The following is a 24,856-nucleotide window of genomic DNA, read 5'->3' as shown; positions in this document are numbered from 1 at the left end:
CCCTTTGATGTTTTGATTTGTGCCCCTTGGGGCGGCAAACCTTAGTTCTTGGCTTTGTCGACCATTTTGCCGTCGGAAATCCAGGGCATCATGGCGCGCAGCTTTTCACCGACCTGTTCGATCTGGTGTTCATCGTTGATGCGGCGGGTGCCTTTGAAGAAGGGCTGACCCACAGCGTTTTCCTGCATGAAGTCACGCACGAATTTGCCCGTCTGGATGTCGGTCAGGATGTCTTTCATCCGCTTCTTGGTCTCGTCGTAGGGCAGAACGCGCGGGCCGGAGACGTATTCGCCGTATTCCGCGGTGTTGGAGATCGAGTAGTTCATGTTGGCGATGCCGCCTTCATAGATCAGGTCCACGATCAGCTTGGTTTCGTGCAAGCACTCGAAATAGGCCATTTCAGGCTCGTAGCCGGCTTCAACCAAGGTTTCAAAGCCCATGCGGATCAGCTCAACAATGCCACCGCACAGAACGGCCTGTTCGCCAAAGAGGTCGGTTTCGCATTCCTGACGGAAGTTGGTTTCGATGATGCCGGAGCGGCCGCCACCGATGGCGGAGCAATAGGACAGGCCGATTTCCTGCGCCTTACCGGAGGCATCATGGTGCACCGCGATCAGGCAGGGCACGCCGCCGCCTTTGGTGTATTCGCCGCGCACGGTGTGGCCGGGGCCTTTGGGGGCCATCATGATGACGTCCACGCCTTCTTTGGGCTCAATCAGGCCGAAGTGCACGTTGAGGCCGTGGGCGAACGCGATGGCCGCACCGGGCTTGATGTTGTCGTGGACGTATTTTTTGTAGGTCTCCGCCTGAAGCTCATCGGGCATGGTGAACATGATGACGTCGCACCAAGCGGCGGCTTCGGCGATGCCCATCACCTGCAGGCCTTCGCCTTCGGCTTTGGCCTGAGAGGGGGAGCCTTCGCGCAGGGCAACGACGAGGTTCTTGGCGCCGCTGTCGCGCAGGTTCAGCGCATGGGCGTGGCCTTGGGAGCCATAGCCCAGAATGGCGACTTTCTTGTCCTTGATCAGGTTCACGTCACAGTCACGGTCGTAATAAACGCGCATGGGTCAATTCCTTTGTTGCGGTTGCATTGGCGCCCTTATGGCTGAGGTTTGCACGTGGTGCGAGGGATGTTCTTTTGAGTTTATCTGGTCAGATGAATTTGTTATTCGTTGTCTTGATAAATAAGGTAATTTTTATGCTTGATGACATTGATCGACGGTTGCTGCGTCAATTGCAGGCAGATCCGACCATGACGGCGGCCGATTTGGGCCTGCGCGCGGGGGTGTCCGCGTTGAAGGCCACCCGGCGGTTGGGGCGTCTGCAGGAACAGGGCATCCTGAAGGGCCAGCATGCCCTGATAAATTGGGCCGCGTTGGGCTATGCGGTCGGGGTGTCCTTGCGCATCACATTGGACAAGACGCAGGCGCGGGCGTTTGACAATTTCATTGAAGCCGCGCGCGATATTCCCGAAGTGACGGAAATTCAAACGTTTTTGGGGCGGGTGGATGTGCGGTTGAGTGTGATCGCGCGCGACATGCCGCATTATCAGACCATCTACCGCAACCGCATCATGGGATTGCCCCATATCGCTGATATCGAGGCGCTGATGACGGTCGCCACGTTGCACGACGACGAAAGCCTGCCGCTGTGATTTTGGACGACATGGACCGCGCGATTTTGGCCGCCTTGCAACGGGACGCCACACAGACGGCGTCTGCCTTGTCAGGGCGCATCGGGCTAAGCCAGCCCGCCACCTGGCGGCGCATCAAGCGGCTGCGGGATGCGCGGGTGTTGTCGGGGCGTCGCGTGGTGTTGGACCGCGAGGCGCTGGGATTTGGCGTGACCGTGTTTTTGGGGGTGAAGCTGGCCACGAAGGGCCGTGTGAGCCTTGACGATTTCGAACGTGCTGTGACGGCGATCCCAGAGGTGCAATTGGTCGAGCACGTTTTGGGCCTTTATGATTACAGATTGCGCGTTGTTGCGCGGGATTTGTCTGATTTTGAACGGGTTTTGCGGCGTCGGGTGATGACGTTGCCCGGTGTCGGCGATGTTGAGGCAAATGTCCTTTTGAGCGAAGAGCGCCGGCCGGGGCCACTTTAATCAGATATTAAGGATTGCCTATGTATGCGAAAACCTATGAGCAAGTTGTCCTTCTTACTGATCCCCTGGAGTGGTGTGTTTGCCGCCGCGTTTATCACGACAGTTGGCGCTGTTTTGCTGGCAAACTCCGTTCTGCCATTTTTCTATGATGGGGAGATTTTGGCCGAAACCCAGCGGATGACGCCGTTTGTCACCTCCATCACGGCCTTTCCGTTTTGTTGTTTTGTCTGGGCCCAGGTGCGGTATAATATCCTTCTGGGTTTGGAGTTGCGCAATCTTGTCGAACGTGATCGCCTCACCGACGTTGCAACACGTGACTACTTTTTCTCTAAATTGAAAAGCAGACCAGACAGTTACGGTGTTTCCTTGATGGTCGACATCGATCATTTCAAGTCGGTGAATGATACCTATGGACATCTCGCGGGGGACGATGTGATCGTCGCGGTTGCTGATGTGATGCGGGACACTGTCCGTGAGAACGATATTGTGTGTCGGTTCGGGGGGGAGGAATTCGTTGTTTTCCTCGACCGCGCCGACAAAGCGGCGGGCGCAAAGATCGCTGAACGCATTCGCGCGGATGTCGCCGCTCGGGTGACGCAGACAGGTGTGGGCCCCGTTCGGGTCACTGTCTCGGTCGGTGGATCGCTGAAGGAAGAGTTGGAAAATATCGAACAGACCATTCAGCGCGCAGACGAAGCGTTGTATCAGGCAAAATCCTTGGGCCGGAACCGGACGGTGATGGATTGGGATAAACAAATGGCTGCATGAACAGTCGACCGGTGCCGCATCCGGTATACCGAAATAGACTTTGATCCTTCGATCAGAGGCTTCTACAACCCTGCTAGTCGACAAGGGAGAAGCCATCATGTCAGCAGATACGTACCGCACACCTACATCGTCCGTTGACCCGGACGGCCTGATGGAATTTTCCGTCGTCTTCACGGATCGGTCCCTCAATCATATGTCCAAGGCCTTTCAAGGTGTGATGACGGATCTGCATGGGCTGTTGTGTGATGTGTACAAAGCGGACGGCGTTGCCATTGTCCCAGGGGGCGGCACCTTTGCGATGGAGGCCGTGGCCCGACAGTTCGGCGCTGGTGCCCATGCGTTGATCGTTCGCAACGGATGGTTCTCCTATCGGTGGAGCCAGATCTTCGACGCGGGCTCCTTCACCGCCGAAACCACTGTGTACAAAGCTCGGCAGACCGGCAACGACAGCCGTGCACCCTTTGCACCTGCCCCGATCGAAGAGGTGACAGACGCCATTCGCGCGGCCAAACCCGACGTTGTTTTTGCACCGCATGTTGAAACAAGTGCGGGCATCATCCTGCCCGACGCCTATATCACCTCCCTTGCCGAGGCCGCGCATGACGTGGGGGCCTTGATGGTGCTGGACTGCATCGCTTCGGGCTGTGCATGGGTGGATATGAAAGCCACAGGCGTGGATGTCTTGATTTCTGCCCCGCAGAAGGGCTGGTCTTCGTCGCCCTCTGCCGGTTTGGTCATGATGTCCGGGCGCGCCCTTGATTGTTTGGCTGACAGCACGTCTGACAGCTTTGCGGTGGATCTGAAGAAATGGCGCCAGATCATGGAAGCATATTTGAATGGGGGTCATGCCTATCATGCGACGATGCCCACGGATGCGCTGCGCGATTTCCGCGACACGATGGTGGAAAGCAAAGACTTCGGGTTTGAGGCGCTGCGGGATGCACAATGGGCGCTGGGTGATGGTGTGCGACGCTATATGGCGGCCAAGGGGCAAGTCTCGGTCGCGGCCGAAGGGTTTGGGGCGCCTGGCGTGGTGGTCTGTTATACGGATGATGCAGCAATCCAGAATGGGTCGAAATTTGGCGCCCAGGGCATGCAGATTGCAGCGGGTGTACCGCTTGCGGTGGATGAACCTGCGGATTTTCAGACCTTCCGGATTGGCCTGTTCGGTATTGATAAGTTGCGCGATGTGGATGCGACGATTGCGCGTTTCACCGATGTTGCCGATCAGGTGTTGTAGGGCGGTCTCTAAAATTCCGGAATTTTAGAGGGCCTGGTGCGGTGGACGTTGGCCGTCTTTGCGCCTAGCAAGGGGGGATGGCTGCCATCACATCCTTTCGATTGCATACGTCCAAACTGCTGAAATTGGGTCTGCCTTTGGTGGGTGCCAATGTTGCGGGCTTTTCCATTCACATGACGGACACGATCATGTTGGGATGGTATTCGGTGACGTCCCTTGCTGCATCCACGGTTGCCACAAGCCTTTGGTTTATCTTGTTTATCATTGGCGCGGGATTTGGCCGGGCGGTGACGCCGATGGTCGCCGAAGCCATTGAATTGGGAGACGAAACACGCGCCCGGCGCGTGACCCGCATGGCGCTGTGGCTGTCGGCGATCTATGCGGCGCTGCTGATCCCTGTCTTGATGTTTGGCGAACAGATCTTGCTGTTGATGGGTCAGGAAGCCGTCGTCGCCCAACAAGGTGGGCTTTACTTACAGATCGCCGTTTTGGGCATGTTTCCGGCCATGGCAGCGCAGGTCATGCGGTCATATTTGGGGGCGTTGGAACTGACAGCGGTGCAGCTTTGGATCACGCTTGCCGCTTTGGTGGCGAATGCGGTGGTGAACTATGCGCTGATATTCGGAAATTTGGGCGCGCCGGAACTGGGCATTGCTGGGGCTGCGATTGCGTCGATCGTCGTGCAATTGGTGCAGATGATCGCATTGATGATCTATGTGCAGCTTAAGAAGCCCGAGGCGGAACTGTTCCGTCGCATCTGGAAAAGCGACAACGAGGCCATGCGCCAGGTCTTTCGTTTGGGTCTGCCCATTGGCCTGACGTCTTTTGCCGAAGGTGGTCTTTTTGCGGGATCATCTGTCATGATGGGCTGGATCGGTGAGGTCGAGTTGGCGGCCCACGGGATCGCGCTGCAATTGACGGCGTTCATGTTCATGTTCCACGTCGGCATGGCGGAGGCCGCGACAATCCGGTCCAGTCGCCACTATGGTGCGCGCAATGAGGGCGAATTGCGACGTGGGGCCAAAACGGCCTATGCCGTGTCGCTGTCATTTGGAGTGTTGGTTGTGGCTGTGTTTTTGGCCGTACCCGCCACACTGGTGGGGTGGTTTATTGACCCAACGGACCCGGCCCGCGACGCGGTTTTGGCGCTGGGTGTGGTGTTGTTGATGCTGTCTGCCTTGTTCCAGTTTGTGGACGCCGCGCAGATCGTCGCCTTGTCTGTTCTGCGCGGGGTGCAGGACACGCGCGTGCCCATGTGGCTGGCCTGTCTGAGCTATTGGGTGATCGGCATCCCTGCCAGCTATGTAATGGCGTTTCCCCTGGGGTGGGGCGCGCAAGGGCTATGGCTGGGCCTGACCGTGGGTCTTGGGGTTGCGGCTGTGCTGCTCAGCGCGCGGTTTTGGGGACGGGATCACGTGTGACAAAGGGGCTGGTGGCCCAGCGGGGTGTTTTTTGAGGGCTCCGCCCTCGGCGCGAAACGCGCCTCACCCGGGATATTTTTGAAACAAAGACAGATGCGCGCACCTATTCGGCGGCGTCTTTCAAAAGCCGATCGGCCTTTTTGCGCACCAGCAAAGACCGCAGATCGTGCATGGCCAACAAAAGCGCATCGGTGACGTCTTCAAGTTGGTCATCGGTTGCCTTCGACTGCACCCATTGCGTTGTAATGTTGAGATAATCCACCGCACGGTGGATATCGTCGATGTCCCGTTGGGCCAGCAGCGCCATGCGGTTTGACATCCAGGTTTCGATCTCGGCCAGATCGGCATCAGAGAGGGAGCGATCCCCGTGGGGTTTGACCTCCCCGTTTTTGATGTTGATGATCGCGATCTGGTCCATTTCAATCCGACGCTGGCGATTTTCGGTGTCCACACGGAACACCGCAGCCCCGTTTTCGCGGACGCGGAAGTAATAGTCTGGAAGATCAGCGCCCATGGCCTTGCTTTTGTCCTTGGTCGGGTCGGTTGGTTTGGGGGGAGGCTAGCAGGCCGCGAAGGGCCAAGCCAGTGTTTAGGTCAAGCCGGCGCAAAACTGCTGAATGCGTGTGCAGGCATCGGTCAATTCCGCGTCGGAGGTGGCGTAGCTGATGCGGAAGTTGGGCGACATGCCGAAGGCGGCGCCGAAGACAACGGCGATGCCGGTTTCCTCAAGCAGGGCTGTGGCGAAGGCTTCATCATCGGTGATCTTGGTGCCTTGCGCGGAGGTTTTGCCGATGCAGTCCGCAATGGAGGGGTAAACATAGAAGGCGCCATCCGGCGTGGGGCAGGCGATCCCTTGCGCGTCATTCAGCAGGCCGACAACCAGATCGCGGCGGCGCTGAAACAGAGCTTTGTTGTCTTCGATGTAGTCTTGCGTGCCGTTCAGCGCCTCAACTGCGGCCCACTGGCTGATCGAACAGGGGTTCGACGTGGACTGACTTTGCACCTTGCGCATAGCGGAGATCAGCTCTGTCGGGCCGCCCGCGTAGCCGATGCGCCAGCCTGTCATGGCGTAGGCTTTGGAGACACCATTGACGGTCAAGGTGCGGTCATACAGGGCCGGTTCGACCTGCGCCGGTGAACAGAATTCAAAATCACCAAAGGTCAGATGTTCGTACATATCGTCCGACATGATCCACACATGGGGGTGGCGCATCAGCACATCGGTCAGCGCCTTGAGTTCCTCCCACGAATAGCCCGCCCCGGTTGGGTTGGACGGCGAGTTGAAGATCAGCCATTTGGTTTTGTCCGTGATCGCGGCTTCGAGCTGATCGGGGGTGAGTTTGAACCCCGTCTGGATCGACGCCTCGGCCACCACGGGCGTGCCGCCGGCGAGCAGGACCATGTCGGGGTAGCTGACCCAATAGGGGGCAGGGATCACGACCTCATCGCCTTCGTTCAGGGTCGCCATCAGCGCGTTATAGAGGATCTGTTTGCCCCCTGTGCCGACGCTGATCTGGGCGGGGGTATAGGCCAGATCATTGTCGCGCTTGAATTTTGCGCAAATCGCCTCTTTCAGCTCAATAATCCCATCAGGTGCTGTGTATTTGGTTTTGCCGGCGGCGATAGCGGCCACAGCGGCGTCTTTGATGTTTTGCGGCGTGTCGAAATCCGGCTCCCCCGCACTGAGGCTGATGACGTCCTGGCCTGCGGCCTTCAACTCACCTGCCTTTGTGCTCATCGCGATGGTGGGGGACGGCTTTACGCGGTTCAGTGTCGCGGAGAGAAAGGACATGGGGGCCTCTGGTGGTAAGCTGCGTTTGATCCTGTCATATGGGGCGGGCACACCTGTGGCAACCTATGTCGAAAGGGCAAAGATGATGGACAAGACGTTTGATGACGCCGATTGGTTCAGCGAGGACACGGCCACCTTTGGGGATCGTTTGGCGGCGGCCCGGTCTGCGGCAGGGCTGAGCCAGAAGGCGCTCGCGCAGCGGTTGGGTGTCAAAGCAGGCACGTTGCGCAACTGGGAAGACGATTTGAGCGAGCCGCGCGCCAACCGGTTGAGCATGCTGGGCGGTATCCTCGGCGTGTCCTTGGGCTGGCTTTTGAGCGGCGAGGGGGAGGGGCTTGAGGCGCCAGAAGAGGCTGGGCAGGAGGCACCGGACGTCACGGCGGTGCTGTCCGATTTGCGGGTCGTGCGGGCCCAGATTGGGCAGGCCAACGAACGGCTGGCCTTGTTGGAAAAACGGCTGAAGGCGCTGGGCAAATGAACGACGAGACGATCGAAACGAAGCGAAAGCGGCTGCACATGCGGTCTATTCGGCGCGGGATCAAGGAGATGGATCTGATACTGACCGATTTTGCGACCGCCCATCTGGCCACCATGTCCGAGGCGGAACTTGACCTGTATGACGCGCTGCTGTCGGAGAATGATCACGATCTATATCAATGGGTTAGCGGCCAGACGGCGGAGCCGGAGATCTATGTCACAGTGATGGACAAAATCCGTGCGGGCGCGGTCGGGGTAACGAAACCTTAACCCTAACCTGCGGTTTTCACGTCGAATTTTCTCATGATTTAACGGAATGTTTGCGCTTTGCGTGGCACTTCGCCCCCAAGGAATTGTGACGGAGATCGATATGAGCCTACATTCGCTGCCCGATGTTCAAGGGGGTGCACCCTCTGCGACGAAACATGAATATATGTCGGTGTACCTCGATGCGCTAACCCTGGTGGAACGGCTGCATCGGTTGTTGCTTGATGTGATCAAAGACGAATTTGAACGGGTCGGCGTGCTGGAAATCAACGCGGTTCAGGCCCTGTTGTTGTTCAACATTGGCGACAATGAGGTCACCGCGGGGGAGCTTAAGACGCGCGGTTATTATCAGGGCAGCAACGTGTCGTACAACCTGAAAAAATTGGTTGAGATGGGGTATATGCACCACCAGCGATGTGAAATTGACCGCCGATCCGTGCGCGTCCGCCTTACCGAAAAAGGGCGTGCGGTGCGCGACGTGGTGTCGGATTTGTTCTTAGGCCATGCCAATGGTCTTCAGGAAAAGGGCGTGTTGGATATGAATGGCCTTGATGAAATTGCCACTGCGCTGCGTCGTGTGGAACGCTATTGGACCGATCAGATCCGCTACATCTATTGATCGGTTTGCGGATCAAGGACCCTGCCGATGACCATGACACGCAATTCCCGCAACAGCTTGCGGCGCATGGCGTCTTCGAAATCGTCAAAGCCAAGGGCGGTTTCAACAAAGGCGTCAGGTCCGCGGATGACGAAAGCAGCGTAGTAGGCCGTCAGCTCCCCGATTTGCAGGTTGCGATTGTCCGCCGAAACCGATTCGTCCACCCCGATGACAAGCCCATTAACGGTGACGTCTGGCGGCATGTTGGCGACATCTTGCGGCCGTTGACCGGTGTTGCCTTTGCCGTCGCCGGAAATGTCGAGGGTGCGGGTGAAACAGCGATCTTGTTGCGCCAAAAGATTAAAGCCGGTGCGCAGCGCTGACCCAATCCCGGTGCTGGCCCCCATGTCCGATCGGAGGGTTGCCCGCAATGTCGTCTGAACGCGGGCAAGGTCTGCTTCGGATTTGATGGCCGTCCAGCCGAGGATCAGTCGTTCTTCGCGGGGTTCTGCCCATTCGTAAACGGCAAGACGCACGGGGATGTCAGGCGTCGATAAAAGGGCTGCGCGCACATCCGTGTCTCCAAGTGCTGCGGCCAGCCCATCGAGCTGCAATCGGTATTCCCGCGCATCGACGGAACCAGAGACATCCAGCCCCAGTGCTAATGCTTGACGGCACAGATCTTGGGCCGCACTTGGGGTGGCCAAAGCGAAAATGAGGCTTGCCGCACCTATCGCGCGGGCACACCGCCGAAGCATCATTGCTTGACCGCCGCCTCAGCAGGCGCGGCTTGGCCCACCATAATCACGCCCAATTCACGGATCAGCTTCATCTCCATCGCGCGGGCAAAATCCTCAAATCCGGCGGCGACTTCGATGAACGCACCGGGCCCTGAAATCACGTTTTGCGCATAATAGGACACCAGATCGAGTTGCCCCTGACGCAAGATCGCGTCTTCCGGCACGTCAATCACCAAGCCGTTGATCGTCACATCGTCCAATCCGAACACGGCAACGGCCTCATGCGCGCTGAAGCCATCGTTGTTCACCCCGTCACCTGACACGTCGATCGTTTGGGCATCACAGACGGGGGCGGTGTCCAATAAGGACGCCGCATGGCCCAAGGCATAGCCGATCGCTGTCGGAAACTCGTAATAAAAACGAGGGGTTGTGGCGACTTTCTGGGCGGCTGCCTGCAGCGCGACCTCACTGTCGATCATCGTCCAATCCAGCATCATACGTTGATGGTGCCGCCCGGACCATTCATAGACCGTCAGGGCAACCGGTTGATCCGATGCCAAAAACGCATCGCGCACCGCAGGGGCGATCAGCGCCGTCGCCAGGCCCTGGCGTTGCAGGGCGTCCTCATCCGCATCCACGGAATTGGACACATCCATCGCCAGGACCAGCGCCAATCGGCAGGCCTGCGCGGGCGTCGCTGCCACCGTCAAACCTACCGCGACGCAGAACGCAAGACGGGTGGCCCTTACCAATGGCCGGTGTTCTCCATGCTGGCCCAAGGTTCTTGTGCGGGCAGGGCATCGCCTTTCTGCAACAACTCGATCGAGATGTTGTCGGGGCTGCGTACAAACGCCATGTGACCGTCGCGGGGGGGGCGGTTGATGGTGACGCCATTGTCCATAAGGTGCTGACACAAGTCGTAAATATTGTCGCAAGTGTAGGCGAGGTGGCCAAAATGGCGGCTGTCGGACGGCAGGCCGTCATCGCCGTCCCAGTTGTACGTCAACTCAACATCGTTGTGGCCGTCCTGCTGATCGGGCGGGCACATGAACACGAGCGTGAAGCGTCCGCCTTCGCTTTCATTGCGGCGGCGTTCGACCATCCCAAGCAGTTTGTAAAACGCGATCGACGCATCAAGGTCTTTGACGCGGACCATGGTGTGCAAATATTCGAGAGGCATGGTGTGGTTCCTTATTTGGTGCTGAAAAGAAGGGTAGGGCGCGGCGCAGGCCTGACCAGTGATCAAAAGCTGGAACGCAGATCAAACCCAAGCTGCACACCTTCGGTGTCAAACCGCGGCACGGATGAATCCGTGCGACGCCCAGTGACATTCATGACGGGTTCAAACCCGTAAAATTCCACATCCTGAAGCCCGATATCCAAACGGACGGTGCTGATTTTGTCGTCTCGGCCGGCAGGATCGAAAACGGAGGTTTCATAGGTCCGCCATTGTTCTGTCCAGCTGGATTTCAGGTCAAGACCGGCACCGATCTCGCCAAAATCATAGCTGATCCCAAGGGTCAGCGCGTCATAGGACAGATCCGTCGAAGACGAGGCCGCGACGGCATATTGTGCGGTGAGGCCGAGGCTGTCGTCATTTTCGAATTCAGTGGACCAAAGCCCGCGCAGGGAGGCGGTGAACACATCATCACTGCTGCCCAGCCTGTCCGTAAAGCGCGCTGTGGTCGACACCGACAACCGTGTGTCGGGGGAAAAGTGATGCTGCGCGCCGAAGGTGGCGGCCAAATCCTGACGCAACGGATGCCCCCCCGCCCAATCGTGGCTATACGTCAGATTGGCGGAGAAGGGCTGACCCGTGGATGCGGGTGTCCACTGATGCAGGATGCCGAAAGACACTTGGACATAAGACAGGCTTTCGCCGGTGACGTCTGGTGCCGTGTCGCGGGCTTCATCGGACATGAAATAGGAGCGCCCGTAGGCCCCGAACTCCAACGCTGTGCGGGAGGTTTCGGTCTGGGCGATGCGGTATCTGATATTCGTTTGCAGGCTGAGTTCAATGCCTGACAGTGGGCGTTGATCTGGCGGGACCAGCCATTCAATCTCGCCCAGAAAGCCGGGCAAATAGGCGAAGGTGATCGCTTCGTTTGAATTGCCGGAATTGACGTTGTTCGACGGGGCCGCGCCGAAGGTCAATTCCACCGCAAGGGGATTTTCCTGTCGGACGCGGCGAAAGGCGGAGACAGCCAGGGACCGACGGCGATCATCGGGTGCGGCCTGCAAAGCGCGCCGCAACCACAGCTGGGAGCGCGTGTAGGCCTCGTCGGCGGCGAGAATATCCGCCATCGTAAACGCTGCCGAAAACCGGTCTCGCCCGGATGCGGCTGTCCGCCATGCCGTGCGCCCGGCATCGCGGGCATCGCCCGTGCGGCCAAGCGCCATCAAAGTTTGGGCATGGAGCAGATGAACGGAAGATGCATCGGGCGTGGCCTGTAAAAGCGCCAGAACCACTTGGCGCGCGGCCTCTGCCTCCCCCGCGCGCAACAATCGCCTCGCAAAATCGGGGCCGTCTGATGCGGCAATGCGGACGGGCGCGGTGGTGTCGACCTGTGCAATGGTCGGGGCTGCGTCATACAGCCCGACAATCAAGGTCAAAAGGCCAAGCGCAGGGATCCGCATTATGGCAGGACGGGTTCCGGAACAATATCACCGACAAAGACGCCAATCTCACGGGCGTCATATTCTGTCGCCAGATCAAACTCGAGTACTTCATCGCTGATGATGTCAACGCCAGCTGGCACGCCCGTTGCGGGCAGGAAATCCACCACATTCAGACCGGCGTTGATCTGGTTCTGCAAAACTTCGATTTCCACAGTATCAAGGCCGCTGGAGACGCCCTGCGTGATCACCTGTGTGACGAGCGGATCGCCTGTGATTGGATCAACAGCAGGCAGGCCGGTTGTGAAATCAATCACGGGCGTTTCGGTGACAATCTGGTAGCGCACCACCTGGTATTGCACGGTCTGGATATCTGCCGTGCCGGTGATGATGGAATAGCCCCCGATTTCTTCCCCGTTCGGCCCGCCAATCAGGCCCTCATGGACACCCTGCGACCGGACGTTGCCGTCTGGCAGGAAGGTCGAGGCTGTCCCGTCGCTCCACGTGCCGGTTTCGGTGTCAAAGCTGACTTCGGCCAGAACGATATTGGGCAAATCTCCAAGGCCGCGCGCCCCTGCGTCGCCCGCACGTTCGCGGTTGAAGACCGTGCCGACGATATCGCCCTGCAAGTCGCCAGAGGGGTCAAAATCCAATTCATCGAGAAGGATTTCGACATCGCCGTACACAATCTCAATGCCGGACCGTTCGGAGAATGTTCGTGTGGCCGCGTAAGTGCCGCGGTAGATGTATTCGCCCGTCGTCCCCGGCAGGTTGAAATCGCTGCGGTTGATGTTTGCACCGGCATTGCCAAAATCGATCCAATCGCGGCCGGAGGCGGACGTCGCCTCGAAGTAGTCGGTCCGGATGAACACCGCAAAGTGCTGGATTTGGCCGGTGGTCGGCGTTTGCCGGCTTGCGTAGACACGGGTGCCATTCGGCAGGGTTTCAAAGAAGTCATAGCGGCCGTCGGGGCCATCGAACGGAAGGTTATTGAGGACCAGTTCGTCGTTCTCTTCGTCATATTCAACGGAATTCAGCGTCAGGCTTGCTTGCCTGTCAAAAGCAAACAGGTTGTTCACATCCGTATTGGGGTCACCTTCGGCCAGCTCTTCGGTTGTCCCGTCCGGAAGTTCGGCCTGAAACGGGTTGGCCCCGTCACATGCGGCAAGGGCAAAGGTGGCTGCAACGATGGCGAACGTTCTGCTCATGGTGATGTGTCCCGTGTGGATGCGTGTCTTCACGTCGTTGCCGCTATAGTCGCCATTTGCACGCGGCAAGTCAACGCGCAGCTTTGGCTTATCCACACCTGATATGGCGGTTTTACCGCAGGGGCGGCGCAGATATAGTGGTCGCTAATCCACATTCAAGAATCACCCACCCCGCCAGAGGACAGCCCCATGCCCATTACCCCCGACCAACAGGCCGAAATCGACGCCCTTCGCGCCCAGCCCCGGCAGACCCTGCGCGCCGTGTCCGAGGGGATGGAGGCGCATTTGTATAAAGCGCGTGAGGTGCTGGACCACGGGTTCGTCCGCGTCATCGACTACATGGGCGATGATGCCGCCATCTGTCAGGCCGCGCGCGTCAGCTACGGCAAGGGGACCAAATCGGTGCAAAACGATGCGGGTCTGATCCGGTATTTGATGCGCCATTGGCACTCCACCCCGTTTGAGATGTGCGAGATCAAGTTGCACGTCAAACTGCCCGTCTTCGTGGCCCGCCAGTGGATCCGCCACCGCACCGCCAACGTCAACGAATACTCCGCCCGGTATTCGATCCTCGACCGTGAATTCTATATCCCCCGCGCCGAAGATCTGGCCGCGCAGTCCGTCGTGAACAATCAGGGTCGGGGGGAGACGCTGACGGGCGAAGAGGCCGAGCGCGTACTGCGCTATTTGAAGGACGACGCAGGCCGCGCCTATGATCATTATGAAGAGATGATTTCCGATGAGGGGCAGCAGGGCCTCGCCCGTGAACTGGCCCGCATGAACCTGCCCGCCAACATTTATACTCAGTGGTACTGGAAGGTGGATCTGCACAACCTGTTCCACTTCCTGCGCCTGCGCGCGGACAGCCACGCCCAGTACGAAATCAGGGTCTACGCCGACGCGATCTGCGAAATGGTCAAAGACTGGGTCCCCGCTGCTTTTGGGGCATTTGAGGATTACCGCATGGGCGGCGCGAATTTAAGCGCTCGCCAGTTGGACTGCATCCGCAAGATGCTGAAGGGCGAAGAGGTGACGCAGGAGACGTCAGGGATGAGCAAAGGGGAATGGCGGGAGTTTGAGGGAGTGTTGAAGGGGTGAGGCAATTGATTGGTGTCGAGCGCCGAGACGTCAATTTGGCTGGAAAACTGCTCGGATCAAAAATTCCTGCCACTTCTGACGGAATAGCGGAAGCCACGCTAGCATTTGATCACGCATACCGGTGGCGAGATGCACATTCTTTACCCTTGAAGCAGGTTCGTGCCGAACTCATTGGTCTTTCGCGGCGCGCGCGTGCCCGTGCCGTGACTGCTGCGCGGCTGAAACGGATGGCATCAATTCGAAAGAAACTATCCGACGAGCGAAATGACTTAAAGCTTACGCAAATCCAAGATCTCGCCGGCTGTAGAGCCATCGTGCCCGATATGAGTGCGCTATCGCGGTTAGTCCAAAGGTACCATGACGAAGAGTCTAGACACGACTTTAAACATACTGACTATGTACTGGCCCCTAGAGTCAGCGGTTATCGCGGCCATCATCTGATCATGAAATTCAAACCGGACGACGATCGACTAGGTGAGTATTCTGGAATGAAGGTCGAAATTCAAGCCAGAACCCAGTTGCAACATGCTTGGGCAACAACAGTTGAGGCGGTTGGGCTTATTCGCGGAGAAGATTTGAAGGGCGGTTTTGGGTGCGCAGATTGGTTGCGGCTCTTTTCCCTTATGGGTTCGGAAGTTGCTCATATTGAGGGATCGCCAAAGGTAAGAGGAACATCGGAAGATCAATCTCAACGATGGGAGGAGCTAAAATCGCTCAACTCAAAATTAAATGCAGTTGATATTCTCAAGAAGTATAATCAAACTTTTAAAATGTCCGAGGAGTTTATTCCGAAAACCAGTCGTCCGTTCTATCTGTTGCAATATGATGCTACGCAAAACAGTGTAAGTATTAAGACGTTCGGGAGTCTTTCTTCTGGAACTAAGTTTGAGCATGAAAGCGGAAAAATAGACGGGGAAATCACGTCTGTTCTGGTGGCGGTGGACAAAGTGGATAATCTGCGTGCCGCCTATCCAAATTATTTCATGGACGTTAATGAATTCGCGGAAATTCTGCAAAGCTGTGTCCAAGGTGAAGGATACGAAGTTGGCGTGAAGAAAAGTTCTTCAGCGGATGACTTTAGCTGGTTAAGAGACTATCGAACCAAACGCCGTTGATTGACTCAGGGGAACCCCGCCAAACCTTTCCCCTAATCCTGCCACACTCCCATGCGCATACTCCCCGCATGACACCACAAACACAAAAACCGGCCCACAACCCCTTGTACCCGCTGACGCCTCAGCAGGTGCGTGAGATTTTGGGACGGTCTCGGGATCACGCTGCGGCGTGAACGTGCCTTAGACGGCTTTCAGGTTTCCGGCCATTTTGCGCCCGTCGCGGCCTTCGATCAGGTCAAATTCCACGGGTTGGTCATCGGCCAGGCCTGTCATGCCCGATTGTTCTACAGCTGAGATATGGACGAAAATGTCCGACCCGCCGTCCTCCGGTGCAATAAAGCCGTAGCCTTTGGTTGTGTTGAACCACTTCACGGTGCCCTTTGGCATGATCCGTCTCCTTCACTTGATCTTTGGCGGCAGGGGGGTCACATGACATCTGACGCCGGTACTGTCCTTAACCTTAGGGCAACTGTGCAAAAGGCAAATGACAAAAGCGCGCACATTTGGGTGATCGCCGCCCCATGCACGCAACGATTAATCGGGAGGCAACCATGCGGTTCTTTGGTTTAAAAACATGCGATACCTGTCGCAAAGCGCTGAAAGCATTGGCGGACCGAGAGGTTGAGGTCATCGACGTGCGCGCCGATGGCGTGAGCGACGCCGACCGCGCGGCGATGGTCGCGGCCTTTGGAGAGGCGGTGATCAACAAGCGGTCCACCACGTGGCGGGGCCTGAGCGAGGTGGAACAATCTCTGGATCTGGACACGTTGTTGAAAAAGCACCCCACATTGTTGAAACGCCCTGTGATTGAGGACAATGGGGTCTGGCATCAGGGCTGGACGGCTGAGGTTCAGACCGCGTTGGAGGTCAAATAATGCGCAACGCTGCGGGTGTTTTGGGGCTGATCGGCGGGTTGATCGGCATTTTCGTGGGCTTGTTTGGCTTTGCCGCGGTGGAGTTTTCCAACCGCGTGCCTGAGGCAGATCTGTCGTTGTTCGACAATCCGGCGTTTGTGCAATTTGCCAGCTTTATCGCGCCGCTGTTGTGCATAGCGGGCGGCGCCATGGCAAAATCCCGCGCGCTGTGGGGCGGGATCGCAATGCTTTTGGGGGCGGCTGCCTTTTATGCGGCCTTTGGGTTCAACGTGGCCACGATGTTCCCCATTGGCTTTGCTGGGGTCGGGGGGCTGTTGGCGGTCGCTGCGGGCCGCCCCGACGAGGACAAGGCGCATTTCTAGCTGGCGCGGCGCCCGGCCAGCAGACGGTCTACGGACAGTGGCCCGGCCCCTTTGAGCACAAGGGCCACGAGCAAGAACACCCAGAACGCCCGTTGATCCAAGATCGCACCATTCGACAGGTTGTCGAACCACGCGCCAACGGTTTCGGCATGTTCAATCCCGCCGTGGCCGTAAAGATCCGTCAGCGATTGCACAACGACGAAGCCGATCATTCCGAGGGCTGAGAGGCGTGTAAACAGGCCAATCACGATCAACAGGGGCAGGATGTATTCGGCCAAGGTGCCTGCCACGACGACGGCCCAGTGGAAGATGGACATCTGGCTGATGTCATAGCCCACGGCCTCCATCACTTTTGGAAAGATCTGGGCGTAGCCGCCAATGTCGGGGGTGAACGGCGTGCCGCCCCATTTGGTGCCTGCGGAGTTCCAGAAATAAATCAACAGGGTGGCTGCAAAAACAAAGCGGCCCAGCGTGGGCAGGATCGTGTCGGCGGACCGGTCAAGGGCGTGAGCTGTGCGGTCATAAAGGGCAATCATGGGTCTTCTTTCAGGTCTTGAGGGAGGTTATGGCCCCGCGCGCCAACAGCAGCCCCAAAAGGGGGCCAAGGTCAAATGCGGCCCCGCCATGGCGCAAGGCATCGCCCAAGGGCTCCGCTTGCATCAGGGCGCGGGTTACGGCGGCTTGGGGGGGTGTCAGGGCATCGACCACGGGGTCGAAGTCCGGACGGGTGATAAGGGTGGGCTGCGAGGTTTGAACGATCTGAGGGATCGGATCGTGGGTGTTGGACCACCAGATGTCCCGCAGGGGGTGGTCTGACGGCACGATCTGCACAGCAGGCGCAAAGGCAAAGGTGACATGGGGCAGCGTGTCGGGCGGCAGCTGACCGAGCGCATCGGGGGCAACGGGGGCTGCGTCGGCGGCGTGATAGCTGTGGCGCAGGGCCAGTTCCAACCGAGCGACATCGGGCAAATAAGGCACCGATTGTGCGGGGCCAAAGGCCGCTAGAAACTCCGGCATCTGGGTGCCGTAAAACATCATCAGCGGTGAAGTGGGCGGATGCGCGCGCAGGTAAACCCCTGCCATGGCGCGAAAAAAATCTGTCCCTACGAGTTTGTGGACGACCGGAAAGGCGGCCTCCAACGCATCGGTCAGGCTGACGGCCACGTTGTTGCGATAGACATCAAAACGTTTGGTTGCGGGGGTGCCGTCAGGGTTTTCAACACCGGGCGGAGGGGGCGCCTGCGGGTCAAGCAGGGCCGCGCGAAAGTCTGTTTGCGGGCTGGTCATGCCACTACGTTCAATGCGGCGTCGGCGCGTTTGGCTTCATCGGCCAGCACAGACCATTCGGGGACATCCGTGTCCCATTCGATCAGCAGCGGCTTTGGTCCGGTCTTGGCCAAGGTATAGTCAAGCAGCGCCCAGACAGGATCAACAACTTCGGCGCCGTGGCTGTCGATCAGCAGCGGGGCACCGGTCTCATCCTCGTCCTCATCGTGGCCGCCAAGATGGATTTCACCAACATGATCAAGGGGGTAGGCGTCGATATAGCCTTGCGGGGAATAGCCCAAGTTTGTCGCCGATACGAAGACGTTGTTCACGTCGAGAAGCAAGCCACAGCCGGTGCGGGCGACGACCTCGGCCAGAAAGTCGGTTTCGGACATGTCGGAGGCTTCAAACGCCAGATAGCTGGACGGATTTTCCAGCAACATCTGACGGCCCAACGTGGATTGGACCTGATCGATGTGGTCGGCCACGCGTTTGACGGTTGCTTGGGTGTAGGGCAGGGGCAAAAGATCGTTCAAAAAGGCGCTGTCATGGGTCGACCACGCCAGATGTTCGGAAAAGCTGGCGGGGTTCAGCCAGTCGCACAGATGCTTCAGCCGTGCCAAATGGTCGGCGTCCAGCGGGCCTTCGCCGCCGATGCTGAGGCCGACGCCATGGACAGAAAAAGGAAACTTTTCAGACAGATGCCGTAGCTGGGCCAGGGGTCGTCCGCCCATTCCCATGTAATTCTCGGCGTGAATTTCCAGCCAGCCCACAGGGCCCGCATCGGCCATGATATCGTTGAAATGCTGCGCCTTGTATCCGACGCCCGGACGGTGGGGAAGGTTGGGTCTGGTTGCGTCAAACATCGGGCAGGTCCTTATGGGGTGCGCCCACCCTATCAGGATGGGCGCTTTTTGTCACAAACACGAAGGGTGTGGCTTATGCCGGGATGTCGCGGTCCAGCTCTTCCAGGGAACCCATGCGATCAACACCGTCGGCGGCGTCGGTGATGGACGTTGTTTCACAGGTGCCGGCTGGAACGAATGTCCAGGCGTTGCCCTGATAGTCCACGGTGGATGTCCCTGCACAGGTTGTGCCTGGGCCTGCGGCGCAGTCGTTTTCGCCAGCAAGCGAGACGCCGTAGCATTTCTCGTTGGATTGGGCGTGTGCTGTTGTGCTCAGACCAGCGATGGCTGTGGCGACGGATGCAGCAAGGGCGAGGGTGGTGGTTGTCTTGGACATTGGTGAGTTCCCGTTATTCAGTTGCAGTAAACGCGCCGTACTTGGCGACTGACCTACATTAGGCTGATCATTCTTTAACAAGCCATTCACGGGGTCGTGTTTCACGGCGCTGTTAGGTCCAGTTAAGCGGGTTCTGGTAAACATCCCATAAAAACAAGGCCCGCGCGGCGGCATCATTCTGCGCAGCGCGGGCCTGTAACATTTCAAAAGGCTGGTTTGTTACAAAAGATCGGGTGGCGTGGCCGATTTTGACAGCTCATCCACGATGGCCGACAGACCTGTTACAGAGGTTTGCTTTTCGCCAAGACGGCGCACGGACACGGTGCGCTCTTCGACCTCGCGGCCACCACAGGCCAGAATAATGGGAACTTTGCCCAGTGAATGTTCGCGGACCTTGTAGTTGATCTTTTCGTTGCGGATGTCGGCCTCGGCGCGCACGCCTGCAGCCTGAAGGGCGGCAACGACCTCATGCACGTAATCATCCGCGTCCGAGATGATGGAGGCCACGACAACCTGACGGGGCGCCAGCCAGAACGGCAGCTTGCCCGCGTGTTCTTCGATCAGGATACCGATGAAACGCTCAAAACTGCCAAGGGTGGCGCGGTGTAACATGACCGGACGGTGCTTTTCGCCGTCCGCGCCAATATAGGTTGCGTCCAGACGTTCGGGCAGAACGAAATCCACCTGATGCGTGCCGCATTGCCAGTCACGGCCGATGGCGTCGGTCAGCACGAATTCCAGTTTGGGGCCATAGAACGCGCCTTCGCCCGGGTTCAGTTCGGGTTCAATTCCGGCCGCACGGGTGGCGGACAGCAGGGCGGCCTCGGCTTTGTCCCACACCTCATCCGATCCGGCGCGGGTGTCGGGCCGGTCGGAGAATTTGACGCTGAAGTTCTCAAACCCGAGGTCTTTGTAGACCTCCGACAGGAACCGGATGAATTCCGCCGTCTCGGATTCGATTTGTTCTTCGGTGCAAAAGATGTGGCCGTCGTCTTGGGTAAAGCCGCGCACGCGCATGATGCCATGCAGCGCGCCAGAGGGTTCGTAGCGGTTGCAGGACCCGAATTCCGCCATGCGCAGCGGCAGGTCACGGTAGGATTTCAGGCCTTGATTGTAGACCTGCACGTGACAGGGGCAGTTCATGGGCTTGAGCGCGTTCACAGCCTTTTCACGGGCGTGTTCTTCGTCCACTTCGACGATGAACATGTTTTCCTGGTATTTTTCCCAGTGGCCCGAGGCCTCCCACAATTTGCGGTCCACGACCTGGGGGGTGTTCACCTCAACATAGCCACCGGCGCGTTGCTTGCGGCGCATGTAGTCTTGCAGTTGGGTGTAGATCATCCAGCCGTTGGGGTGCCAGAAGACTTGGCCCGGGGCCTCTTCCTGCATGTGGTAGAGGTCCATCTCGCGGCCCAGTTTGCGGTGGTCGCGTTTTTCGGCCTCTTCCAGGAAGTTCAGGTATTCGCGCAGCTTTTCCTTATTCTGGAAGGCCACGCCATAGATGCGTTGCAGCATGGCGCGGTCACTGTCACCGCGCCAATATGCGCCCGCGACGGACATCAGTTTCCAGCTGTCGCCGGGCACTTGCCCCGTATTTTGCAGGTGCGGACCACGGCACAGGTCTTGCCAGTCCCCGTGCCAATACATGCGCAAGGGTTCGTTGCCCGGAATGGCGTCGATCAATTCGACCTTATAAGGCTCACCACGGTCTTTGTAGTAGTCGATAGCGACCTGACGATCCCAGACTTCGGTGCGGACGGCGTCGCGTTTGTTGATGATCTCTTTCATCTTTTTTTCGATCAAACCGAGGTCTTCGGGGGTGAAGGGATCCTGGCGGTCGAAGTCGTAGTACCAGCCGTTGTCGATCACGGGGCCAATGGTGACCTGGGTGTCGGGCCATATGTCCTGCACCGCACGGGCCATGATGTGGGCTAGGTCGTGGCGGATCAGTTCAAGCGCTGGCGCCTCATCTTTCATGGTGTTGATGGCAATCTGGGCGTCGGCCTCAATCGGCCATTGCAGATCCCAGTGTTGGCCATTCACCGTGGCCGAAATGGCCTTTTTGGCCAGCGAGGTGGCGATGGAGGCGGCGACCTCAGCGGGGGTGACGCCGGCGTCATAATCGCGCGCGTTGCCGTCAGGAAATGTAAGGGAGATTTGGTCGGCCATAGTGTTGGCTCCTCGTCGGTTTGGCGCCCACCAAGCGCCCGGTTGCGGGTATGTGTGGGGCGTCTTTTGGCCGAGGGGGGGCACTGCGTCAAGGGCGTAAAATGCGGGGCTGTATAGGGCTTTGGGCTGTGGTGTCGAACCTGATCTCGCAGTGCGGTGTGGCGGCTGTTGGATTTAGGTATTTTTGACCCAAAGAAGCGGGGGCGGTGTGTCTGTCTTTTGGGGGCGTTAATCTTAATGCCGGATGAATCGGTGGAGATCCGCAAACCGGCCTCAGGGGGTTAGACGCCCAAGCGGCTGCGGGCTAGGGTGCGGGGAATTGAGCGAGGAGATATGACATGGAACAACGCATGGTGACCGAGCAGGGGCGCGAGATTGCCTATCACCACACAGATGGTACGGGGCCAACGGTGGTGTTTCTGGGCGGTTTCAAGTCCGACATGGAAGGCACAAAGGCGCTGTTTCTGGAAGAATGGGCGCGCGGGCAGGGGCGCGCTTTCATTCGGTTCGACTATTCCGGTCACGGGGTCAGTGGCGGTGAATTTACTGACGGTTGCATTGGCGATTGGTTTGAAGACGCCTGTGCGATCATCGGGCTGATCAAAGGGTCGGTTGTTTTGGTTGGCTCGTCCATGGGCGGGTGGATTTCGCTGCTGGTGGCGCGGGCGATGCCCGACAAGGTCGCAGGGCTGGTGGGTATTGCGGCGGCGCCTGATTTCACCGAAGACGGGTTTTGGGCCGGATTTGACGAGGTGATGCGCGCCAAGTTGATGCGCGAAGGGCGTGTTGCACTGCCGTCAGACTATGGCGAGCCTTACATTATTACCAAGCGCCTGATTGAGGACGGGCGGGACAGGTTGGTCCTGCGCGACCCGTTGGAGGTGCCATGTGCTGTGCGCCTTGTGCAGGGAACAGCGGACACGTCGGTGCCGGTTGCCTGGGGCACGCGGTTGTTGGAGCATCTAAGGTGTGAGGACGCGCGGCTGACGTTGGTGAAGGGGGCGGATCATTCGTTTTCTGCACCCGACTGCCTGCCGGTGATTGAACAGGCTTTGGCAGAGGTGTTGGCCGCGGCGGACAGGTGATGTCGGGCGCGGGCACATGGGCGTTGCTTGTGAGTGCGGCGCGCCTTTGTCTGCGTTGAACATCGATGCAGTTTTGGGCGTGACCTGACGTTTCGCTATGACCTACAGGCCGAAGGTGCCTAGAGTGCTGTCAAAGCTTTGGGAGGAGCGGGTGATGGCGTTATCTTTGGGACAAAAGGCGGGCTGGGGCCTGGCCGATATGGGTGTGGTCGTCTTTGTGGTGGTCAAACAGCTGTTGGTGTTTGCCTATCTGACGTCCGTTTTGGGCGTGCCGGTGGACGTGGCGGGATTTGCCACAACGGCGGTTTTGATTTTCGACATGATCACGGACCCCCTTGTGGGGTATTTGAGCGACCGAACGAAAACCCGCTGGGGACGGCGTGCTCCGTGGATGGTGGCCGGTGCTGTGGTGCTTGTCGCGGGTATGGTGGGGCTGTTTTCCACGCCCGAGGGTCTGGTGGGCGTCGCAGCCCTGCCTTGGGTCTTGGGCTTTTTCATGATTGCCACTTTGGGCTTTACCATGGTGGCCATTCCCTATGGGGCCATGGCCGGAGAGGTGACGCAGGACCCCAAGGAGAGATCCGCCATGACTGCGTGGCGCATGGGGTTTGCCAGTGTCGGTATTCTGGTGGGCGGCGCGTTGATCCCTGGCATCGCGGCGGGGTCTGGGTACAGCGTGGCGGCCTTGACCGTGAGCCCGCTGATCGTAGGGGCGATCTGGTTGTCGGTCTTTGCCACACGGCGTGCGCCGCGCATTGATACACCGTCTTCGATAAGCCCGGTACGGATGCTGTCGCTGGTTGTGTCAAACCGCGCGTTTGTTCTTTTGGCGGTGCTTTATGGTGTGATGACTTTGGCCATCGCGCTGATCACGGCCGGTTTGCCATTTGCGGCGATCTATCTGGTCGCTGACACGGGCGACACGCCGTTGTCGGGGGCCGCTGCGGCCTTGACCGTGCTGAGCCTGATGTTTGCCGCCTTTACCGTGGGGTCAATTTTGAGCCAGGCGGGCTGGGTCTTTGCCTCTGCCCGACTGGGCAAGGTGGGGGCGCTGTTTGTGGGGCTGATGGCATATGTCGCGCTTTTGTACGGGCTATACGCCGTGCTGCCATCGGTGAATGTGACCATCGTTGCAGGCATGTTTGTGCTGGCGGGGATGACGAACGGATCCTATCAGCAGATCCCGTGGGCAATCTATCCGGACCTGATGGATGTGACGCGTGCACAGACCGGTGAGGCGATTGAAGGTGCGTTTTCCGCGATTTGGCTGTTCGGTCAGAAGGCGGCCAATGCGGTGGCCCCATTGGTGCTGGGCTTGATCCTGAACGCCAATGGCTGGGTTGAGACAACGCAAGGCCGGGTGGAGCAGACCGCACAGGCAATTGATGCGTTGCATTGGGCGGTGACGTTGGTGCCCGCGGGCATCCTGGCGGTCTCTGCGATTTTGCTGATTGCGGTTTATCAGCCTGTTGCGCGGAGGGTGTTGCATGGCGCTTGATCTGCCCCCGCTTGAGGCTCTGGACGGCTGGTTGCAGACGCGCGAACACGCGGAAGGTGGTGTGCGACCTAGATGCGAAAAACAAGTGGTCTGGGCCGATGGGGCCGCGCGGACGCCTTTGGCCATTGTTTATGTCCATGGGTTTTCGGCCACGGGGGCAGAGGTGCGGCCTTTGCCCGATCTGGTGGCCGAAGGGCTGGGCGCGAACCTCTATTTTGCGCGCCTGACGGGGCATGGGCAGGACGGCGCTGCGATGGGGCGCGCGCGCTTGCCTGACTGGGAGGCAGACGTGGCCGAAGCGGTGGCCATTGGCCGTGCGCTGGGACAGCAGATCATCCTCATGGGCTGTTCCACGGGCTGCACTTTGATCACGCAGTATTTGGCCACGCAGGGTCGGGCGGAGGACGTGGCGGGGGTTGTCCATATCTCCCCCAACTTCGGGCTGGCGCATGGGCTTGTGCAGTGGGTGTTGCAGCTGCCGGGCATCCGGCGGTGGGGCTTTCTGGTGGCTGGACGGGAGCGGTCGTTCGAGCCGGTGTCGCCCGACCATGCGGCCTTGTGGACGGTGAAATACGACATCCAAGCGGTCTATACGATGGCCGATGCGGTGCGCGCGGCGGTTGCGGCCCCTGTGGATGCGATCACGGCCCCTGCATATTTCGCCTTTTGCGAAGAAGATGAGGTCGTGAGTGCAGCGCGCACGAAATCCGTGATGCGCAGGTGGGGCGGGTCGGTGACACAAGATATCCTCGTCAAAGGGCGCAATGACGATGCAATGGGGCATGTGATGGCGGGCGACGTGTTCAGCCCCGAACAGACCAGCCCGCTGGCGGAGCGGATTTTGCGCTGGGCGCGTACGCTCGACTGATCTTTTTTGATCCGCGGTCAGGGCAAAAGAGGGTTGCGTCTGCGGGCC

Annotated in this window: 29 protein-coding genes; 15 read left to right on the top strand and 14 right to left on the bottom strand. The window is 58.7% G+C overall.

The features are described 5' to 3' along the window. Window positions 1-41: 41 nt before the first annotated feature. Window positions 42-1,064 carry a ketol-acid reductoisomerase gene (gene ilvC / locus PSJ8397_RS04195; protein ID WP_085863267.1) on the bottom strand — a complete coding sequence of 341 codons (1,023 nt, stop codon included), beginning with the start codon at window positions 1,062-1,064 and terminating at the stop codon, window positions 42-44. Between the two features lie 134 nt (window positions 1,065-1,198). On the opposite strand from ilvC, the gene PSJ8397_RS04190 reads away from it, so the two are divergent. From PSJ8397_RS04190 to PSJ8397_RS04170, 5 genes are all read left to right on the top strand, one after another. Beyond that, entirely contained in the window at window positions 1,199-1,654 is a 456-nt protein-coding gene (locus PSJ8397_RS04190) for an Lrp/AsnC family transcriptional regulator (protein ID WP_085863266.1), read from the top strand. Between the two features lie 11 nt (window positions 1,655-1,665). Continuing rightward, the gene (locus tag PSJ8397_RS04185; protein WP_085863498.1) at window positions 1,666-2,103 is read left to right on the top strand and encodes an Lrp/AsnC family transcriptional regulator; all 438 of its coding nucleotides are present in this window, start codon (window positions 1,666-1,668) and stop codon (window positions 2,101-2,103) included. A gap of 36 nt (window positions 2,104-2,139) precedes the next feature. Continuing rightward, window positions 2,140-2,871: a GGDEF domain-containing protein gene (locus PSJ8397_RS04180; RefSeq protein ID WP_159453087.1), complete on the top strand. Its 732-nt coding sequence runs from the start codon at window positions 2,140-2,142 to the stop codon at window positions 2,869-2,871. A gap of 97 nt (window positions 2,872-2,968) precedes the next feature. Continuing rightward, the gene (locus tag PSJ8397_RS04175; RefSeq protein WP_085863264.1) at window positions 2,969-4,111 is read left to right on the top strand and encodes an aminotransferase class V-fold PLP-dependent enzyme; all 1,143 of its coding nucleotides are present in this window, start codon (window positions 2,969-2,971) and stop codon (window positions 4,109-4,111) included. Between the two features lie 77 nt (window positions 4,112-4,188). Next, on the top strand, window positions 4,189-5,532 hold the full coding sequence (locus tag PSJ8397_RS04170) for an MATE family efflux transporter (RefSeq protein WP_085863263.1): 1,344 nt from the start codon (window positions 4,189-4,191) through the stop codon (window positions 5,530-5,532). 103 nt (window positions 5,533-5,635) lie between these two features. On the opposite strand, the gene PSJ8397_RS04165 is transcribed toward PSJ8397_RS04170, so the two are convergent. Both PSJ8397_RS04165 and PSJ8397_RS04160 read right to left on the bottom strand, forming a co-directional pair. Beyond that, a complete protein-coding gene (locus PSJ8397_RS04165; RefSeq protein ID WP_085863262.1) occupies window positions 5,636-6,046 on the bottom strand; it encodes a hypothetical protein in 411 nt (136 codons plus the stop codon). 75 nt (window positions 6,047-6,121) lie between these two features. Continuing rightward, window positions 6,122-7,324: a pyridoxal phosphate-dependent aminotransferase gene (locus PSJ8397_RS04160; RefSeq protein ID WP_085863261.1), complete on the bottom strand. Its 1,203-nt coding sequence runs from the start codon at window positions 7,322-7,324 to the stop codon at window positions 6,122-6,124. 85 nt (window positions 7,325-7,409) lie between these two features. Between PSJ8397_RS04160 and PSJ8397_RS04155 the strand changes: the two genes are divergently transcribed. The 3 genes from PSJ8397_RS04155 (at window position 7,410) to PSJ8397_RS04145 (ending at window position 8,687) form a co-directional block, all read left to right on the top strand. Continuing rightward, the gene (locus tag PSJ8397_RS04155; protein WP_085863497.1) at window positions 7,410-7,802 is read left to right on the top strand and encodes a helix-turn-helix domain-containing protein; all 393 of its coding nucleotides are present in this window, start codon (window positions 7,410-7,412) and stop codon (window positions 7,800-7,802) included. Further along, window positions 7,799-8,071 (top strand): succinate dehydrogenase assembly factor 2, encoded by a 273-nt coding sequence (locus PSJ8397_RS04150; protein WP_085863260.1) that lies wholly within the window; start codon window positions 7,799-7,801, stop codon window positions 8,069-8,071. The genes PSJ8397_RS04155 and PSJ8397_RS04150 overlap by 4 nt, the downstream gene beginning before the upstream one ends. Before the next feature lie 100 nt (window positions 8,072-8,171). After that, window positions 8,172-8,687 carry a MarR family winged helix-turn-helix transcriptional regulator gene (locus PSJ8397_RS04145; RefSeq protein WP_085863496.1) on the top strand — a complete coding sequence of 172 codons (516 nt, stop codon included), beginning with the start codon at window positions 8,172-8,174 and terminating at the stop codon, window positions 8,685-8,687. Here PSJ8397_RS04145 and PSJ8397_RS04140 read toward each other — a convergent pair. The 5 genes from PSJ8397_RS04140 to PSJ8397_RS04120 form a co-directional block, all read right to left on the bottom strand. Next, a complete protein-coding gene (locus PSJ8397_RS04140; protein WP_235000566.1) occupies window positions 8,681-9,427 on the bottom strand; it encodes a DUF1194 domain-containing protein in 747 nt (248 codons plus the stop codon). The two genes, PSJ8397_RS04145 and PSJ8397_RS04140, sit on opposite strands and share 7 nt — an antisense overlap. Next, window positions 9,424-10,110, bottom strand: a complete 687-nt coding sequence (locus PSJ8397_RS04135; protein WP_235000565.1) for a DUF1194 domain-containing protein — start codon at window positions 10,108-10,110, stop codon at window positions 9,424-9,426. Before PSJ8397_RS04135 ends, PSJ8397_RS04140 begins: the two co-directional genes overlap by 4 nt. 41 nt (window positions 10,111-10,151) lie before the next feature. Beyond that, entirely contained in the window at window positions 10,152-10,586 is a 435-nt protein-coding gene (locus PSJ8397_RS04130) for a VOC family protein (protein ID WP_085863258.1), read from the bottom strand. A gap of 62 nt (window positions 10,587-10,648) precedes the next feature. Then, window positions 10,649-12,043, bottom strand: a complete 1,395-nt coding sequence (locus PSJ8397_RS04125) for a tetratricopeptide repeat protein (protein WP_085863257.1) — start codon at window positions 12,041-12,043, stop codon at window positions 10,649-10,651. Then, window positions 12,043-13,230, bottom strand: a complete 1,188-nt coding sequence (locus tag PSJ8397_RS04120) for a hypothetical protein (protein ID WP_143515334.1) — start codon at window positions 13,228-13,230, stop codon at window positions 12,043-12,045. Before PSJ8397_RS04120 ends, PSJ8397_RS04125 begins: the two co-directional genes overlap by 1 nt. 189 nt (window positions 13,231-13,419) lie before the next feature. Here PSJ8397_RS04120 and thyX point away from each other — a divergent pair, with 189 nt between their 5' ends. Next, the gene (gene thyX / locus PSJ8397_RS04115; protein ID WP_085863255.1) at window positions 13,420-14,328 is read left to right on the top strand and encodes an FAD-dependent thymidylate synthase; all 909 of its coding nucleotides are present in this window, start codon (window positions 13,420-13,422) and stop codon (window positions 14,326-14,328) included. Then, entirely contained in the window at window positions 14,325-15,443 is a 1,119-nt protein-coding gene (locus PSJ8397_RS04110) for a RelA/SpoT domain-containing protein (protein WP_085863254.1), read from the top strand. Before thyX ends, PSJ8397_RS04110 begins: the two co-directional genes overlap by 4 nt. A 180-nt stretch (window positions 15,444-15,623) precedes the next feature. Here PSJ8397_RS04110 and PSJ8397_RS04105 read toward each other — a convergent pair whose 3' ends face one another. Next, a complete protein-coding gene (locus PSJ8397_RS04105; protein ID WP_085863253.1) occupies window positions 15,624-15,830 on the bottom strand; it encodes a cold-shock protein in 207 nt (68 codons plus the stop codon). Between the two features lie 134 nt (window positions 15,831-15,964). Here PSJ8397_RS04105 and PSJ8397_RS04100 point away from each other — a divergent pair, with 134 nt between their 5' ends. Beyond that, window positions 15,965-16,318: an arsenate reductase family protein gene (locus PSJ8397_RS04100; RefSeq protein ID WP_407691735.1), complete on the top strand. Its 354-nt coding sequence runs from the start codon at window positions 15,965-15,967 to the stop codon at window positions 16,316-16,318. Further along, entirely contained in the window at window positions 16,318-16,680 is a 363-nt protein-coding gene (locus tag PSJ8397_RS04095; RefSeq protein ID WP_085863252.1) for a hypothetical protein, read from the top strand. Before PSJ8397_RS04100 ends, PSJ8397_RS04095 begins: the two co-directional genes overlap by 1 nt. Here the strand turns inward: PSJ8397_RS04095 and PSJ8397_RS04090 are convergent. The 5 genes from PSJ8397_RS04090 to thrS form a co-directional block, all read right to left on the bottom strand. Next, the gene (locus PSJ8397_RS04090) at window positions 16,677-17,216 is read right to left on the bottom strand and encodes a DoxX family protein (RefSeq protein ID WP_085863251.1); all 540 of its coding nucleotides are present in this window, start codon (window positions 17,214-17,216) and stop codon (window positions 16,677-16,679) included. The two genes, PSJ8397_RS04095 and PSJ8397_RS04090, sit on opposite strands and share 4 nt — an antisense overlap. A gap of 10 nt (window positions 17,217-17,226) precedes the next feature. After that, window positions 17,227-17,967, bottom strand: coding sequence for an HvfC/BufC N-terminal domain-containing protein (locus PSJ8397_RS04085; protein WP_085863250.1), 741 nt, complete (start codon window positions 17,965-17,967; stop codon window positions 17,227-17,229). After that, complete coding sequence (gene bufB, locus PSJ8397_RS04080; RefSeq protein WP_085863249.1) at window positions 17,964-18,812, bottom strand: MNIO family bufferin maturase; 849 nt, start codon at window positions 18,810-18,812, stop codon at window positions 17,964-17,966. The genes PSJ8397_RS04085 and bufB overlap by 4 nt, the downstream gene beginning before the upstream one ends. Window positions 18,813-18,885: 73 nt before the next feature. Beyond that, window positions 18,886-19,188: a BufA1 family periplasmic bufferin-type metallophore gene (locus tag PSJ8397_RS04075; protein ID WP_085863248.1), complete on the bottom strand. Its 303-nt coding sequence runs from the start codon at window positions 19,186-19,188 to the stop codon at window positions 18,886-18,888. Window positions 19,189-19,407: 219 nt separating this feature from the next. Further along, on the bottom strand, window positions 19,408-21,357 hold the full coding sequence (gene thrS, locus PSJ8397_RS04070; RefSeq protein ID WP_085863247.1) for a threonine--tRNA ligase: 1,950 nt from the start codon (window positions 21,355-21,357) through the stop codon (window positions 19,408-19,410). Window positions 21,358-21,695: 338 nt separating this feature from the next. Between thrS and PSJ8397_RS04065 the strand changes: the two genes are divergently transcribed. From PSJ8397_RS04065 to PSJ8397_RS04055, 3 genes are all read left to right on the top strand, one after another. Further along, a complete protein-coding gene (locus tag PSJ8397_RS04065; RefSeq protein WP_085863246.1) occupies window positions 21,696-22,442 on the top strand; it encodes an alpha/beta fold hydrolase in 747 nt (248 codons plus the stop codon). Between the two features lie 154 nt (window positions 22,443-22,596). Next, window positions 22,597-23,940, top strand: coding sequence for an MFS transporter (locus PSJ8397_RS04060; RefSeq protein ID WP_085863245.1), 1,344 nt, complete (start codon window positions 22,597-22,599; stop codon window positions 23,938-23,940). Further along, entirely contained in the window at window positions 23,930-24,808 is an 879-nt protein-coding gene (locus PSJ8397_RS04055) for an alpha/beta hydrolase (RefSeq protein WP_085863244.1), read from the top strand. Before PSJ8397_RS04060 ends, PSJ8397_RS04055 begins: the two co-directional genes overlap by 11 nt. Window positions 24,809-24,856: the final 48 nt, after the last annotated feature.

Source organism: Pseudooctadecabacter jejudonensis, from assembly GCF_900172275.1.
In the GTDB taxonomy this organism is placed as follows: domain Bacteria; phylum Pseudomonadota; class Alphaproteobacteria; order Rhodobacterales; family Rhodobacteraceae; genus Octadecabacter; species Octadecabacter jejudonensis.
This window is presented reverse-complemented; position numbering and strand designations above follow the sequence as displayed.

Bases quoted from the DNA above. Each gene is read 5' to 3' on its own strand.
- ilvC (WP_085863267.1), bottom strand. From the start codon at position 1,064: ATGCGCGTTTATTACGACCGTGACTGTGACGTGAACCTGATCAAGGAC.
- PSJ8397_RS04190 (WP_085863266.1), top strand. From the start codon at position 1,199: ATGCTTGATGACATTGATCGACGGTTGCTGCGTCAATTGCAGGCAGAT.
- PSJ8397_RS04185 (WP_085863498.1), top strand. From the start codon at position 1,666: ATGGACCGCGCGATTTTGGCCGCCTTGCAACGGGACGCCACACAGACG.
- PSJ8397_RS04180 (WP_159453087.1), top strand. From the start codon at position 2,140: ATGAGCAAGTTGTCCTTCTTACTGATCCCCTGGAGTGGTGTGTTTGCC.
- PSJ8397_RS04175 (WP_085863264.1), top strand. From the start codon at position 2,969: ATGTCAGCAGATACGTACCGCACACCTACATCGTCCGTTGACCCGGAC.
- PSJ8397_RS04170 (WP_085863263.1), top strand. From the start codon at position 4,189: ATGGCTGCCATCACATCCTTTCGATTGCATACGTCCAAACTGCTGAAA.
- PSJ8397_RS04165 (WP_085863262.1), bottom strand. From the start codon at position 6,046: ATGGGCGCTGATCTTCCAGACTATTACTTCCGCGTCCGCGAAAACGGG.
- PSJ8397_RS04160 (WP_085863261.1), bottom strand. From the start codon at position 7,324: ATGTCCTTTCTCTCCGCGACACTGAACCGCGTAAAGCCGTCCCCCACC.
- PSJ8397_RS04155 (WP_085863497.1), top strand. From the start codon at position 7,410: ATGGACAAGACGTTTGATGACGCCGATTGGTTCAGCGAGGACACGGCC.
- PSJ8397_RS04150 (WP_085863260.1), top strand. From the start codon at position 7,799: ATGAACGACGAGACGATCGAAACGAAGCGAAAGCGGCTGCACATGCGG.
- PSJ8397_RS04145 (WP_085863496.1), top strand. From the start codon at position 8,172: ATGAGCCTACATTCGCTGCCCGATGTTCAAGGGGGTGCACCCTCTGCG.
- PSJ8397_RS04140 (WP_235000566.1), bottom strand. From the start codon at position 9,427: ATGATGCTTCGGCGGTGTGCCCGCGCGATAGGTGCGGCAAGCCTCATT.
- PSJ8397_RS04130 (WP_085863258.1), bottom strand. From the start codon at position 10,586: ATGCCTCTCGAATATTTGCACACCATGGTCCGCGTCAAAGACCTTGAT.
- PSJ8397_RS04125 (WP_085863257.1), bottom strand. From the start codon at position 12,043: ATGCGGATCCCTGCGCTTGGCCTTTTGACCTTGATTGTCGGGCTGTAT.
- PSJ8397_RS04120 (WP_143515334.1), bottom strand. From the start codon at position 13,230: ATGAGCAGAACGTTCGCCATCGTTGCAGCCACCTTTGCCCTTGCCGCA.
- thyX (WP_085863255.1), top strand. From the start codon at position 13,420: ATGCCCATTACCCCCGACCAACAGGCCGAAATCGACGCCCTTCGCGCC.
- PSJ8397_RS04105 (WP_085863253.1), bottom strand. From the start codon at position 15,830: ATGCCAAAGGGCACCGTGAAGTGGTTCAACACAACCAAAGGCTACGGC.
- PSJ8397_RS04100 (WP_407691735.1), top strand. From the start codon at position 15,965: ATGCACGCAACGATTAATCGGGAGGCAACCATGCGGTTCTTTGGTTTA.
- PSJ8397_RS04095 (WP_085863252.1), top strand. From the start codon at position 16,318: ATGCGCAACGCTGCGGGTGTTTTGGGGCTGATCGGCGGGTTGATCGGC.
- PSJ8397_RS04090 (WP_085863251.1), bottom strand. From the start codon at position 17,216: ATGATTGCCCTTTATGACCGCACAGCTCACGCCCTTGACCGGTCCGCC.
- PSJ8397_RS04085 (WP_085863250.1), bottom strand. From the start codon at position 17,967: ATGACCAGCCCGCAAACAGACTTTCGCGCGGCCCTGCTTGACCCGCAG.
- bufB (WP_085863249.1), bottom strand. From the start codon at position 18,812: ATGTTTGACGCAACCAGACCCAACCTTCCCCACCGTCCGGGCGTCGGA.
- PSJ8397_RS04075 (WP_085863248.1), bottom strand. From the start codon at position 19,188: ATGTCCAAGACAACCACCACCCTCGCCCTTGCTGCATCCGTCGCCACA.
- thrS (WP_085863247.1), bottom strand. From the start codon at position 21,357: ATGGCCGACCAAATCTCCCTTACATTTCCTGACGGCAACGCGCGCGAT.
- PSJ8397_RS04065 (WP_085863246.1), top strand. From the start codon at position 21,696: ATGGAACAACGCATGGTGACCGAGCAGGGGCGCGAGATTGCCTATCAC.
- PSJ8397_RS04060 (WP_085863245.1), top strand. From the start codon at position 22,597: ATGGCGTTATCTTTGGGACAAAAGGCGGGCTGGGGCCTGGCCGATATG.
- PSJ8397_RS04055 (WP_085863244.1), top strand. From the start codon at position 23,930: ATGGCGCTTGATCTGCCCCCGCTTGAGGCTCTGGACGGCTGGTTGCAG.